At 24.2% G+C, this 14,545-nt stretch carries 10 protein-coding genes; 1 reads left to right on the top strand and 9 read right to left on the bottom strand.

Translation table 11 applies throughout. From position 1 onward, the window contains the following. Positions 1 to 89 precede the first annotated feature (89 nt). On the bottom strand, positions 90 to 1,139 hold the full coding sequence (locus Q0087_RS00090) for a Coenzyme F420 hydrogenase/dehydrogenase, beta subunit C-terminal domain (RefSeq protein ID WP_297897005.1): 1,050 nt from the start codon (positions 1,137 to 1,139) through the stop codon (positions 90 to 92). A gap of 893 nt (positions 1,140 to 2,032) precedes the next feature. On the opposite strand from Q0087_RS00090, the gene Q0087_RS00085 reads away from it, so the two are divergent. Further along, complete coding sequence (locus Q0087_RS00085) at positions 2,033 to 8,752, top strand: DUF3320 domain-containing protein (protein ID WP_297896875.1); 6,720 nt, start codon at positions 2,033 to 2,035, stop codon at positions 8,750 to 8,752. Between the two features lie 81 nt (positions 8,753 to 8,833). Here Q0087_RS00085 and Q0087_RS00080 read toward each other — a convergent pair whose 3' ends face one another. The 8 genes from Q0087_RS00080 to Q0087_RS00045 all read right to left on the bottom strand — a co-directional run. Then, a complete protein-coding gene (locus Q0087_RS00080) occupies positions 8,834 to 9,145 on the bottom strand; it encodes a hypothetical protein (protein WP_297896872.1) in 312 nt (103 codons plus the stop codon). A gap of 31 nt (positions 9,146 to 9,176) precedes the next feature. Continuing rightward, a complete protein-coding gene (locus Q0087_RS00075; protein WP_297896869.1) occupies positions 9,177 to 9,527 on the bottom strand; it encodes a hypothetical protein in 351 nt (116 codons plus the stop codon). 123 nt (positions 9,528 to 9,650) lie between these two features. Beyond that, positions 9,651 to 9,938, bottom strand: a complete 288-nt coding sequence (locus Q0087_RS00070; RefSeq protein WP_297896866.1) for a hypothetical protein — start codon at positions 9,936 to 9,938, stop codon at positions 9,651 to 9,653. Positions 9,939 to 9,954: 16 nt separating this feature from the next. Further along, the gene (locus Q0087_RS00065) at positions 9,955 to 10,263 is read right to left on the bottom strand and encodes a hypothetical protein (RefSeq protein WP_297896864.1); all 309 of its coding nucleotides are present in this window, start codon (positions 10,261 to 10,263) and stop codon (positions 9,955 to 9,957) included. Between the two features lie 189 nt (positions 10,264 to 10,452). Continuing rightward, positions 10,453 to 10,962 (bottom strand): PsbP-related protein, encoded by a 510-nt coding sequence (locus Q0087_RS00060; protein ID WP_297896861.1) that lies wholly within the window; start codon positions 10,960 to 10,962, stop codon positions 10,453 to 10,455. 130 nt (positions 10,963 to 11,092) lie between these two features. Further along, positions 11,093 to 11,293 carry a hypothetical protein gene (locus tag Q0087_RS00055; protein WP_297896858.1) on the bottom strand — a complete coding sequence of 67 codons (201 nt, stop codon included), beginning with the start codon at positions 11,291 to 11,293 and terminating at the stop codon, positions 11,093 to 11,095. Between the two features lie 27 nt (positions 11,294 to 11,320). Next, positions 11,321 to 12,067: a hypothetical protein gene (locus tag Q0087_RS00050; protein WP_297896855.1), complete on the bottom strand. Its 747-nt coding sequence runs from the start codon at positions 12,065 to 12,067 to the stop codon at positions 11,321 to 11,323. A 25-nt stretch (positions 12,068 to 12,092) separates the two neighbouring features. Beyond that, the coding region (locus Q0087_RS00045) for a right-handed parallel beta-helix repeat-containing protein (protein ID WP_297896852.1) at positions 12,093 to 14,545 on the bottom strand (2,453 nt) is incomplete at its 5' end.

The raw sequence follows: 14,545 nt of genomic DNA, 5'->3' as shown, positions 1-14,545 counted from the left end.
TAAAAAATAATTTAAAAATAGAAAAATAATGAAAAAATAATTTAAATAATTTTAAATATAAATAAATTAAAAAGTTTATTAAAAAATTATTACTCTAAAGCTTTAAAACCTATAGGAACAGTACTATATTTAGTTCCTGCAGCTTTTTTAACTTCTTCAACATCATTAGTTAATCTTGACACTGGTTTCCATGAAATTTCTTCATCTTCACCAACAATAGACACATTATCTACTAGATTTTTTTCAAGTAAGTACATTAATATTGAGGTAACTGCTGCTCCATCTTGCCCTTTTATTTTATTAGATCTTACAGAAATAATATCTATATATTCTCCTAAAGGTTTTGCTTTAAAGTTATAACCTAAAACATTTTTACTTAAAAAAGTTCTAGGACAAGCATAGTAACATGCATGACAATCTTCTTTACACTCGCCAAATTTTTGAGGTTTTCGATCATCAATTTCAACGATACCTATTGGACATACATATTCACAAGCTCCACAAAGTACGCATGCTCCTTCAGATATAACATCACTTTCTAAATTATCAAATTGGCATTTTGAGGAAATATCTTCAATTTCTTCATCACTTATATTTCTAGTATATAGTACAGGTCTTGAAACTTTTTCTCTAACATTGATATTTTCAAGATTTTTTTCTATCTTTTTACTAGCAATTTTTTCAATTATTTTTTTCCCTTTATCAGATATTTCTTTAGTTTCAAAATAACCTTCATTTTCTGCATTTTCAATAATTTCTTTTCCTTTTTCAGTTCTTATAATAACTGTAGACCATCCTTTAGGAGATCCAAGAGAACCTATTGAAATATCAGATATATCAGAAGTATAATCAAGACAAATATCACAATTTTTCCTTTTGAATGAATCAGTTTCAGATAAAGGAACTGTGAACATATCATTATTTTTTAATAGCACTTTAAATTTATTTTCTTCTATTCTAAAACCTTCAACATCATTAATATTAATATCTTTTTCTGTTAAAAATTTTTTTAAATAGGTATATGAAAAATTCTCCATACAAAATAAACCTATTTTTATATCAATTGAAGATCCTCCGGTTTTCTCAGAATATTTGTTAATTTTAGTAGCAGCTAATATTTGACAAGGGGTTCCAACCATAGCAGTTTTTATATTATCATTCAAAATATCACCTCTATCTCCATAAATAAAAGAATTCTAATGAAACATATTAATTTTAATTATTTTACAATCAATCTAATAATTAATCTACTAATTAATCTACTAATTAATCTAATAATCAATCTAATAATCATTCTAATAATTAATCTAATAATTAATCTACTAATTAATCTAATAAAATAAATTAATAAAATAACATAATAAAATATTATAATCCAATAACTTAATCATTATTAATCTTAAATAATAATTATATACTCATAAATATAATTTATTAAAATAATAATATATTGAGATAATTATATATTAAAGTAAATATATTAAAATAAAATAATAAACTATATGATATCTTAAAGCAATATATTCTAAACTAATTAATAGCTAAATTATATATTTATAATTAATAATATATAAGTTGATTAATATAATGTAATTTTATATACCTAATATAACTCAAATGAGTTTATAATCTTAAATTAATTTAAAAATTAAATTAATTTATATACACAAATTAATTTATATAAATATTTATTATTAAAAATACACTAATCTAAATGAACAATATTAATTCAATAATTATATTTGTTCTAATATAATTTAAATATTTCCTTTTATAATATCTTAATTTGAACATTTTTCAAAATATCTAATATATAATCTAAATTAATTGATTAAATATAATTTTTATCTACTAATGTATATTATTTAATATTTCTATTATAATTAATAATTTAATCTAATTTTTTGAAACAAAGTAATTTTAGGGCTAAATTTAAAGTTATTAGAAAACTTTATTAATAATTATAAGAATAAATATATAATGTATTTAGGATTGACTACCAATAACCTAATTTTTAATATTAGTGATACAAATGGGAAAAACATCTTCTAATAACATAAAAAAGGAGTTTGAAAAACTTAGAAATAATTTACTTGATTTAACTCTGAGAAATCAGTTGTTAAATTATAAACCTAGGTCTAAAACCCTTGAAGTAATCAATCAATCCCCAATGTCTGTTTATCAGACACTTATTTTGCAAAAAAAGAAGATGCAATTTGTTCCAAATAAAAAAGAACGAAATTCAAATTCGAAAGATGATGATAATAATAGTAGAAAATCAAGATTTTCTGCACTTTGGGAACATCCACCAATTGATTTAAGCATTTTTTCTGAAGGAGATAAATCTTTAAAAACCGATCTTACTCCAAAAGAACTTCAAAAAAGACTTTTTTATATTAATCAACAAGCAAATACCATGTTTCATGAGCAAGGTTATAATATTTTGTATTTAGCTATAGGTTTCTTAGAATGGAGAGATAATTTCAGACCAAATGAAGTTCACGCTGCACCCTTAATCTTAATTCCAGTATCAATTGAAAGGAAAAAAGTAGGAAAATCATTTTCTATTTATTGGAATGAAGAAGATATTCAATCAAACATTTCTTTACAAGCTAAATTAGCTGAAGAAGGAATTGAATTTCCTGAATTTAAAATAACATCTTATATTGAAGGTGTTGAACATTATTTAAGGGATGTTAAAAATGCAGTAAATAAAATGAAAAAATGGAAAGTTACAAAACACATATCCCTTGGATTCTTCTCTTTTACAAAATTTGTAATGTATAATGATTTGAATCCCGAAAGTTGGGAAGAAAATGTTGATTTAACAAAACATGCATTAATTGAATCTATATTCAATCCTACTAAAAACAAACATGATAGCTCATTTAATGAGGAAGATGTGGATAAAGAACTTTTATATAAAGACATGTATCAAGTTCTCGATGCAGATTCATCACAAATTGCAGTAATTGAAGATGTTAAATCTGGAAGAAATCTTGTTGTTGAAGGGCCACCAGGAACTGGGAAATCTCAAACAATTGTAAATGTTATAGCTGAACTTTTAGCTTCTGGAAAAAGTGTTCTATTTGTCAGTGAAAAAATGGCTGCATTAGAAGTTGTTAAAAGTAGATTAGATAATGTTGGACTTGGTAAATTTGTACTTGAATTACATAGTCATAAAACTAAGAGAAAAAAATTATTAAAAGAACTTCAAAAAGCACTAAATGTTAGAGCTATGGATGATATTAACATTAATCAGATTCTTAGAAAACTAGAAAAATTAAGACATCAATTAGATGATTATGCTGAAATTATTCACCAGCCAGTTTATAATGTTCAAATGTCTCCCTTTGAATTATATGGCATGAAAGAATATGCTGAAGATCATTTTCACAAAAAAAATGCATCTAATTTGAGTAATATATTACCTTTAGTGAGGTTTAAATCTCCAGAAGAGTTTACTCTTAAAGATTTGGATGATATGATTATTGATCTTGAAAACTTAGCTGAACTTCATAGTACTATATCTAAAAATAATCCTTGGAGTAAATGTAGTCCTAAAAGTTTACTTCCCTCTGATTTAAGAGAAATTGAGATGCTTATTAATGATACTTTAGAATCATTAAATGATTTTTCCTATGAATCTGAAAATTTATATGAAAATTTTGGAATAAAAACAGCTAATACATTAAGAGAATATGAAAGATCACTAGAATCAATAAAACTCCTTGATGATAGGACTATTGGTTTAATTGATAGTGCTATTTTAACAAATAAATGTTGGATTAATAATCCTCGGAAAGTTAATGAACTTATTGAAAAATTAGAAAATTACCAAATGACTTCAAGAGTTATGGATAAGTTCAATGACAATATATATAGTGAAAATTTAGAGGATTTACTATTGGATCTTGAAAAAGAGACCAATAAAAGATTTAAATTCTTTGGTGGAAAGAATCATCGTGAAGAATTAAAATATTTATATAAAAAAGATGTTCCTAATGATAAAATTGCACTTAAAGATTTAAAAGCAGTTAAAGAACATTTGAAATTTAAAAAAGAATTAAATAATGTTAATAATTTAGGAACTGAATATTTTGGTGAATTATGGCATTATGATGCATCTATAACTGATTTAAAATCAGCATCAAATTTTATGAGACAATTCAATCATTTATTAAAAGAAGGAATATACAATGAAAATACAATAAATTTACTTTCAAATTCATTTTTTGAAATCGACTCAAAGAGCGAAATAAAAAATTATTTAGATTTAGGAGATAAATTTATTGATAAACTTTCTAAATTGGAGTCTAAATTAAATCCTAGAAGTAAATTAATATTTAAAAAAGAAACAAAAGATGTTCATTTTGATAAATGGGAAAAACAATTAAAATTATGGAGAGGGCAAATTTCAAGTTTACATCTATGGTCTCAATATTTAAACACAAAAAATGCATGTATGTCAACTTCAGCTAACTTGTTTGTAAAAACTGTTGAAAAGAGAAATATAAAAAAAGAGGATGTTAAACCTCTTGTTCTTGGAAATTTTGCAGATAGTTTACTGAATATTGTATTTGCAGAGAATGAAACTTTAGCTACATTTATTGGTGAATTACATCAAAATAAAATTTCAGAATTTAAAGATTTAGATGCAAAAATAATCGAACTTAATAGAAGAAGAATCTTTCAAAAACTAAATAAAAAAGTTCCAAAAGTTTTTGGTGCAGCTGAAAATCCTGAAGCTAAAACATTGGCAGGAGAATTCACAAGAAAAAGAGGTCACCTACCAGTAAGAACATTGCTTGAAAAATCAGGAGGTATAATAAAACAAATTAAGCCCTGTTTTATGATGAGCCCCTTATCTATTGCCCAATATTTAGATCCTACAAATCCTAAATTACAATTTGATGTTGTTATTTTTGATGAAGCTAGCCAAGTAAAACCTGAAGATGCTCTTGGTGCTTTTATGAGGGCCAAAACAGCTGTTGTAATGGGAGATACCCAACAACTACCACCTACTTCTTTCTTTGATCAAATGACTGGAATTGATGATATTGAAGAAGTAGCTACTGCATTAGATATGGAAAGTATACTCCACTTATGTAAACTTTCATTTCCTGTTAAAATGTTAAAATGGCATTATAGGAGTAGGCATGAGTCATTAATTGCTGTTTCAAATAAAGAATTTTATGATAATGATTTATTGGTTTATCCTTCACCTTCACACAATACTAATGAATTAGGATTAAAATTTAGGCATGACCCAGATACTGTTTATGAAAGAGGTAAATCTTCTGCAAATCCACTTGAAGCAAGGGCTGTAGTAAAAGAAATATTTAAACATTTTGATAAATATGGAGATACAAAAAGTCTAGGAGTTGGAACATTTTCTGTAGCTCAAATGAATGCTATTTTAGAAGAACTCGAAATCGAAAGAAAATTACATCCTGAATTAGAACCTCTATTTTCTGATAAAATGGAAGAGAGATTTTTTGTTAAAAACCTTGAAACCATTCAGGGAGATGAAAGAGATGTTATTTTGATTAGTGTTGGTTATGGGTTTGATCAAAATAGAAAAATGTCCCTTAACTTTGGTCCATTAAATCAAGATGGTGGAGAAAGAAGATTAAATGTTCTCATAACCAGAGCTAGAGAAAAATGTGTAGTATTTTCTAATTTTAAAGCCCATAATATTCATTTAACTGCTAATCCTCCATTTGGTGTAAAAGCTTTGAAAGAATTTTTAGAATATGCTGAAAATATATCTCAAGGAAAGGTTATCAACAACTTTGAAAGTGATGAACCTTTTGAAGATGCAGTTTATACATTTTTAAAAAATAATGGATACACTGTAGATAAAAAAGTTGGCTGTGCTGGTTTTAGAGTTGATTTAGCTATTGTTGATGAGCATAATCCTGGGAAATATATTGTAGGAATTGAATGTGATGGAAAAATTTATTCATCATCAAAAGTAGCTAGAGATAGAGATAGGCTAAGAGAACAAATACTAAACGGCTTAGGATGGAATTTATATCACCTTTGGTCAACTGATTGGTATAGGAATAGAGATTTAACTAGAAATAAGTTATTATCTGCAATTGAAGAAATTAAAGCTAAATCACTCATTGATGAATTAAAGTCAATGAAAATCCAAAAAATTCCTTCTAAAGATGATAATCTTAAAATTGTAAATCCTATTGGTGAAGAAAACACTGAAAATGAACAAGATAACTTAATTAATGAAGAAACTAGTGAAATAAAGAAACAAAAAATTGAAATAAGCCAACAAGAAAGTGAAATAAATCAACATGACAGTTCCAAAACTGAACAAGATAATATACTAAATCAAGAAGATTCCTTAAATAATAACGATTTTAGCAATGAAGAACTTGAAAATCATATTGAAATGGAAAATGAAAAAGAAATCAAAGGCCAAATTGAAAATGATTTAAATGATTCTGATATTGAAAATATAAATATTATTTCTGATTTAAAGAATAATAATACTAACAATAATACTAACAATAATACTAACAATAATACTAATAATAGTACTAATAATAGTACTGATAATAATAGTAATAATAATCCTGCTAATAATACTAATAATAGTAATAGTAATAATAATCCTGCTAATAATACTAATAATAGTAATAGTAATAATAATCCTGCTAATAATACTAATAATAGTAATAGTAATAGTAATAATATTGATAATAATTATGATAATGAAGATGACAATAATTATAATTATGATAATAATAATAATGTTATTGAAATAGAAATGGGTGATATTAGATCTAAAGTTATTAATGAAGATAAAATTAACACCAATAATCAAAATAACAATAATAAAATTAAAAAAGAAATAGTTACTGAATTAAATCATTCTAATAAAGAAGATTATAATCCCTCAAAAAATTCTATAAATAAAGAAAATACTAATAAAAAATCAAAAATTAGATTCAGATCACATTTAATTGATGAAATCAATGATAAAAGTGATAATAGCTCCGATAAAGTTAATAATAACCATAAAAAGGATAATAACGAATCGAATATTGATTTAAATAATGAAAATAATTCAAATACAGAAAAAAATTTTAATTCTGATTATAATGATGATGAACTTGAAAAAGAGATAAATAAAGCTTTAAATCAAATTTCTAATTATTCAAATAATATTCAAGATGATGAATATTCCGATAATTCTGTTGAAGATGATTATGTCAAAAATAGTTTAGATAATAAAAATAGAATTATTGATAAAAATAATAATACTAATAATAATACTAATAATAATATTAATAATAATAAAAATAATAATAATAATACTAATATTAATGATGAGAATAATTGTGATAATAAAAATAAAGATGGGGAAAATAATTTAGAAAATTCAAATGAAAACTTCTCTAAAGATATCTCAATCGATATTCCTAATAATACTCCTAATAATATTCCTAATAATATTCCTAATAATTTATCTAATGATAATTCTAATAATCTAAATAATGATGTTGATAAAGCTAAAAACGATTTTAATAGAAACATTAATGATAAACTTAATGAAGATATTATTATTGATTTAAATAATGACATTAATATGGATAAATCCCAAAATATTTCTGAAAATGAAGAAGATAATGAGTACTCAGCTAATAATCTTAAAGAAGATGAGGAATATTCGGATAATTATCTTAAAGAAGATAATGAGTATTCAGATAATAATTTTGATGGATTAAACATATATGAAGGAATATCTAACATTGATAATCCTCTTAGAAGAAATAGTTTCAATTATAAGAAAAATAGGGGAAGAAATAACCAGCCTCAAAACATTAAAGAAAGAATGCGTTCTGTTTCTGAATCTATAAATGAAATTAAAAATGAAGTTAAATATATAAATAATTCTTTAAGAGAAATTGAAAACCCTACAGCTCCAAAAAAGGTTTTTGTCATAGATAGAACCATTCCTTTTGAAGAATACAATGATCCTTCTGATAATATTAATAAAAATTATAATAATGAAAATTATAATGATAATTTTGAGGATATTTTTAACATAAAAAACAATGATAATCTAGAAAATATTATAGAAGATTTAAATGAGGATTATGTAAAAATTGAGAAAGAAAGGGCTAAAGAAAAAAATAAACTTAAAGAAAGAGATTTGACAAGAAGTACTGATAAAAACAAAATTTCTAACTCAATTATTGATTATGAATTTGCTAGAGATATACCAGTTAGTAAATCAGAAGAATTTTATAATTTATCAGAAAAAAAACTTTTGAATATTGTTGATAGTGTTGTATCTATTGAAGGACCTATACATATAAGTGAATTTACTTCTAGAATAAAAGAAAGTTGTAATCTTAAAAGAGCAGGCCCAAAATTTAAGAAACATATTAATAAATCAATATCAATAGCTGAAGAGGATAATTCAATATTAATTATAGACGATTTTTTATTCCCAATAAATTGGAACAAAACTAATGTTAGGAAAAGGAAAAATCCAAATATTGATTTAATATCAAATGAGGAAATTGAAGAAAATATAAAACTTGTATTAAACTATATCAGCCCAATTGATCAAAAAGAGTTAATAAAAAAAGTTTCTAGAAATTTTGGATTTAAGTCTACTTCAAGAAAAACATCCCAAAAAATTAATGAAATTATTGATTACATGATTTCTAAACAAATTATCAATAATTTCGATGGCAAAATCGAAATGAAAGTAAATTAACAGCTTAAAATTTATTCAATGGAAATTTAATACAGTAAAAAAAAGAAGAATAAAGTTAATTATAAAATAGTTATCATAACTTTACATGTTCATGATTATGAATATTCCAAATATTGAAATGAAAAATCCAATAGTAAAGGTCATTAGTATTTTTTTAGTTAAATCAGATTCTTCAATATCATTTTGGTTTTTTCCACCTTTTAAATTGCGTAGATATGAATAAAAAGTTTTAGTTATTAGTAAAACTATTATTAGTAAAATTATTCTTAATATTTCATTATTTGAGAAACTAAAGTTTGGGAAAAATTCAGTATTAAACCAAGCAAAAATAATTATAATATCTAAGAAAAAAATAACACTCAAAACAACAGATGTAAATTTACCAACTTTCATAAAAAAACTTCCCTAAAAAGATATTATTGTTTTAATCATTGCCCAGAGTAGCTAAAAGTTTAAAATAAGTTCTACAAGCACAAACAACATCCTCAGCAATTATTGTATCTCGATTGTTATTAACAGCACTACAGCCAGCCAAAAAAATCCAACAGCGCCAAACATCAGCATCAAACCCACTAGAAAAAGGATAACCATCATCGGGATTCTCATCAAAAATTTCCCCAGAGCAAGTCCTTTGGAATGCTGATTTAATTTTATCAATTTTTTTAAAGAGTTTTTTTGCATTTTTATTCCATTTTATGTCTTTAAGTTTCATGAAATATTCTTTATTAGGATTTTCAAAATAGGTATTCCTATCAAAATTATATAAAAGCATCATGATTTTATGAGACAAAACAAAAACATTCGAAAGGCTAGTTTCTTCATTGTTAAAATCAAGGATTGTGAAAACTATCTGATTTAAAGATGCATAATCATCAACCCCTATTGTTCCTTTAATTTTTCAAGGTAAAATATAATAAAATTTGCTTGGAAACAAAACTTCTTTAGAGTATCCAATTTGAGGTATTTCCTCAATAAATTTATCTGAAGCCCATAAAATATAATAATTAGAATCAGCAAATTTTTTTTTAAATTTTCCAGTGCTTTTAATGAGAACTTTAAAGTTTTTATTATTTGATAAATTCCATATGTATTCAAAAACATTATTTAATCCTTTTAGATTTGGATATTCCATTAAAATTTTTTTTGATGAATTTTTTATTTTCATTCTCTTTTTTTCAACACTCATTATCATATGCTCCTTATTACGGTAAAAAGGGTAAATACTTTTTAAGAGTAGAATATCCCTTCTTTAGAAAATTTTCTGTTGGTTTCAAGACATTATCATTAAATTTATTTCCAAGATCATTTAAATAATTACCTGCTTTACTAGGTAAGGATTTAATAGTATTATAATAATTAACAGCCTTTTTAGCTAATTCTATACTCACTTTTTTAGCATACTTGAAAATATCCTCTAAACCATCAACTTGATAATCAGACAATATTTTAGAAGATAATTTCTTCACACCATCCCTTTTTTTCTCAACACGATTCTTTAAATATTCCTCCATAAAAATTTCTCCATAAATAATTTTTAGCATGAATTTTACAAATTATTCATTCTTAAATCCCTTAATATAGAGATTATAATTTAATTCTAAGTCCCTATTTATGAATTTGATATGAAAATGAAGAAATAAAATTTAAAGTATTGGTTTTTTTTATCTTGTTCAGTTTTTTGATTTAATTATGGCCTCAAATTATTTAAAATGGATACTATTTTTAACAAAGTTGAAGTCATTATTTATTATATTAAAATCATTAGTTAAAAATCCAATAATATACATTTTATTGTTACTTTCAAAGATTAAATCTCTCTGATAAAGTTGTTTTCCATTTTTAGTAATATTAGAACTTATATCATAAGCTTTTTGACCATCAACCATGGTTTCATTTATTTTTAAAACCTTATATTTTACCTCAAAATTAGAATTATCCTGTAAAAAACCATCAATTGATTTTTCAAAAGAGGTATTTGAAATATCATAAATATCTAAATTCATAGTATAAAACAAACTACGAAATGTTAAATTAAAATTAGTATTTTTATCTTCAATCCAAATACTAGGATAATCAAAAGAAATATCACTATTATTAAAATGAGAAACTCCTAAAAGACGGTTATTACTAATAAAACTATCAGATAAAAGATAAACCCCTCCAACAATTAAAACAACTAATATTAGAATACTAATAGACTTCTTATTCATAAAAAAAACCCCTTTACCTCTTTTTTAAGGAATGGTAAAAATAAACAATTTTATAACCACCCAATCTAAAATATTAATAAGATCTCCAATTCAAGATATATCTATCCATAAAAAAAGGAATAATAAATTATTAACTTTCTTCTGCTTTTAAATAAATATAAAACCTTTTTGTAATATACACTAACACTACTAAACCAATCAATCTCATAATAGGATTTTCAGAAAAACTGAAATCTGGAAACAAGTTAATAACAATAGCTATAACGATAAATGATAGAACAAAAAAGAAAATCACAGAACAAAAAATAGCTAAATTTTTACCCAACTTCATAATAAAACACCAAACTAGTTAAAACTTTTACTCTATATTTATATTAAAAAACTTATAAAAAGTCTTAAAACCCATAATAACATCTTCAATCATCATACAATCACTATCATTATTAACAGCAGAACAAGCAACCAAAAAAGTCAAAATAAAACGATTAGAAGAAGTTGATGCAAGGTTTATTAAGGAAAATGGATTAATAGCAATGTAATCTATCATATCAGTATGTATTGAATATATCTTCTCAAATAGCTTTTCTGCTTTTTTATTCCATTTAATTGATTTTAGTTTTTTAAAAAAGTCCTCATCAATAGGGTTGAAATCTATGTTTTTATCAAAATCATAACCTAAATCCATAACTCTCTCAGTTAAAGAAAAGTCTTCACTAATATCAACATTTTTTTCTAATGATATTATATAACTGCAAAAACTAAAAAACACCCAAAAATGTTCAAATAATATTGTATCACTCCATAATGATGGAACATATATAATCTTAATCTTAGATCTTTTAAGAATTGTAGCATAATTAAATAAAGGAAACTCTTTTTTTAAAAAATTAGGATCCAAACTATTTTTATGAAGTTTATCCAAATTATTAATAACATCCCTTGCATTTTTTACGTAAAATTGAAAAGTTTTCAAATTATATAAATCTAAGGTTTGATTCAAAATATTTTCTAATCCTCCAACTTCTGGAAACTTCTCCAATATCTTTGAAACCCTCTCTTTTTCTCTTTCCATTTCTTTTTCCATGTCATATTTTATTAAAGCCATTGATGAACATCCTTTTTATCTTTTTTTACAATTTAAAATTTCTTATTTTATTATAAAAATTAGTTAATACGTTTTTACCTGCATTATAACCACTTTTTAAACCATTATAAATCTTATTTCCAATATCCACAACACCTTTCTTTAAACCATTGAAAGTATTTGTCAAAAATGTTTTAGTTCCACTATAAGCTTTTTGAGCTGATACCTTAATAAAATCCGCTTTGGCTTTAACGGTATTTTTCACAATAGTAACAGCTTTTTTCACTGCACTTAAAGCTTTATTTTTAGCATTTGATAATACTTTCTTTGATTCAATATTAGCTACTGTAAAGGCATTTTGAATATTAGAGGGACCATTATTAATAGCTTTAGAAATAGAATTATAATCTAAACGAATACCAAAATAAGTAGTGGCCTTTTTCATTAGATTTTGAAAACTAAATTTAGCAGCATTCTCTGTGAAAATCTTTTTTAAGTATGAATTAGTAGTTTGTAAAATAGCAGGAAAACCTTCATTAGCCATTCTAAAAGCAGCGCTATAAATCTCAATATTTTCACCTAATCGATTTAAAATATTGAATCGAGAAGATTTAAGAATTCTAACAGATAAAGAAGCAGGATTACCACCAATAAGCTTAACAAAATCCATACTAAAATCCTTTATAGCTGGTAAAGACATTTGAATCATCCAATTAGGCATAAACTTTTGAGCAATGTTTTTTAGTATAGACCCATATCTTAAAATTTTTGGCATAAGTCCTGTTGAGGTTAAGAATGCTATTCCTTTTGTACGTATGGAAGATGTTATACCAAAACTTATTCCTCCTGTTAGAATTGTTAATAATAGTGATACTCCATTAAATATAAATCCTCCAATACTCATATTTCCATTTTGATCAATACAAAAAAACACCTCTAAAAAATCCTTAATATATTGACCTACTGGAACACCTCCAATATAAAAGTTATCTAAAGCTTTATAACCAGGTATAGTAAGATAAGTATAATCAATCATCTTCCAAATATTACCTTTAGAGTGATATAAAGCATCCATAATTTTTCCAAAGCTATAAATCCCAATCTTCTGATCAAGAGGTAAACCTTTTAAAAGATATTCAAAAATGAATAAATTTAAAATAGATCCCTTAATAAAAAGAGAACTAAGAAAATCATCATATGATTTAGCAGAATTTGAATTTCCTTTAGATTTTTTTATACTTTTTAAAACAGAATTAGTTGTCTGAGAAATAAGAGCGTTATTAGCATTAATCCCTTCTTTTTTAAACAATTTCTTTATATAAAGGCTTAAATCATATAATCGGCCTTTCGAATCACCTATATAATATTTATATAAATTTTGTTCGTCAATTTTTGCTTTTAAAGTGTAAAAACCATACTGTTTTACTCTTATTTTTCCGTGTGCAATGTTTTTAGTTACATTATAATAATAAGGTTTATACTCCCCATCAAAGGTAAAGAAAACTTTTAAAGAAGGAATACTGCGTTTTAATTTCTTGTTTTTATTATCCCTGAATCTAACACTAATTCTATATGTTTTTTTAAGCTTTAAAACATCAGGAGCTATTAATCTTGCTACTACATATTTACTTATTTTCGCATTTTTAACATTATATACACTATTTTTACCCCACCAATTATACTCAGCATTAAAAGAACCCTTTAACCGATAAAAATTATATTTTTCATTAACAATGTAATTATAATTATAACGATTATCCTCACCGTTTTTTTGATATATCCCTATATTATTCTTTTTTATGGTATTTTGTATTAAAATATTCTTTATTCCATTGACATAAACACCATTTTTGTTTTTAAACACTAATGTTCTATTTAACCTGTTATAATTTCCTTTTATTATGATTCCATTAGCTCTATTATTACTAATTCTAAGCTTAAATGCTTTATTATAATCTCCTACTATATATAAGCCAGACGTATGGCCTTGTGTGATTGTTTGATTATAGGCAATATTGTTTATTCCATTGATTAATAATTGTGATTTCCAATTATTTTTTAAAACTTGATGGGTGATATTGTTGCTTTTTCCTTCAACATATAATCCACGGAAACGGTTATTTTGTATTTTATTTTTTGTAAAGTAATTATTATTCCCTTTAATAGCTATAGCCGAGTAATTGCCTTTTTTGGAATTATTAAGTAAAATATTATCTTTTATTTTGTTTTTATTTCCAATAATTCTTAAACCATTATAACCATTAAAATAAAAACGATTATTTGTTATATTATCACTATTGCCCTCAAAGGATAATCCACGAGCCTTATTATATGATACAGTATTATTATTTATTTTAAACTTACTGCCCTGAAGTATAAGGCCATTTTTATGATTATTATCAATTTTATTATATTCTAATATTCCGTTATTTCCTTTAATTACAATTCCATGACCTTTACCATAAGAAACATTATTATACCTTACTGTTGCTTTATTAC

Source organism: uncultured Methanobrevibacter sp. (assembly GCF_937881195.1).
Lineage (GTDB): Archaea > Methanobacteriota > Methanobacteria > Methanobacteriales > Methanobacteriaceae > Methanobinarius.
Note: the sequence above shows the minus strand (reverse complement) of the source record. Positions and strands in the feature narration are given on the sequence as shown.

Bases quoted from the DNA above. Each gene is read 5' to 3' on its own strand.
- Q0087_RS00065 (WP_297896864.1), bottom strand. From the start codon at position 10,263: ATGGAGGAATATTTAAAGAATCGTGTTGAGAAAAAAAGGGATGGTGTG.
- Q0087_RS00090 (WP_297897005.1), bottom strand. From the start codon at position 1,139: ATGGTTGGAACCCCTTGTCAAATATTAGCTGCTACTAAAATTAACAAA.
- Q0087_RS00075 (WP_297896869.1), bottom strand. From the start codon at position 9,527: ATGATGCTTTTATATAATTTTGATAGGAATACCTATTTTGAAAATCCT.
- Q0087_RS00055 (WP_297896858.1), bottom strand. From the start codon at position 11,293: ATGAAGTTGGGTAAAAATTTAGCTATTTTTTGTTCTGTGATTTTCTTT.
- Q0087_RS00085 (WP_297896875.1), top strand. From the start codon at position 2,033: ATGGGAAAAACATCTTCTAATAACATAAAAAAGGAGTTTGAAAAACTT.
- Q0087_RS00070 (WP_297896866.1), bottom strand. From the start codon at position 9,938: ATGAGTGTTGAAAAAAAGAGAATGAAAATAAAAAATTCATCAAAAAAA.
- Q0087_RS00060 (WP_297896861.1), bottom strand. From the start codon at position 10,962: ATGAATAAGAAGTCTATTAGTATTCTAATATTAGTTGTTTTAATTGTT.
- Q0087_RS00080 (WP_297896872.1), bottom strand. From the start codon at position 9,145: ATGAAAGTTGGTAAATTTACATCTGTTGTTTTGAGTGTTATTTTTTTC.
- Q0087_RS00050 (WP_297896855.1), bottom strand. From the start codon at position 12,067: ATGGCTTTAATAAAATATGACATGGAAAAAGAAATGGAAAGAGAAAAA.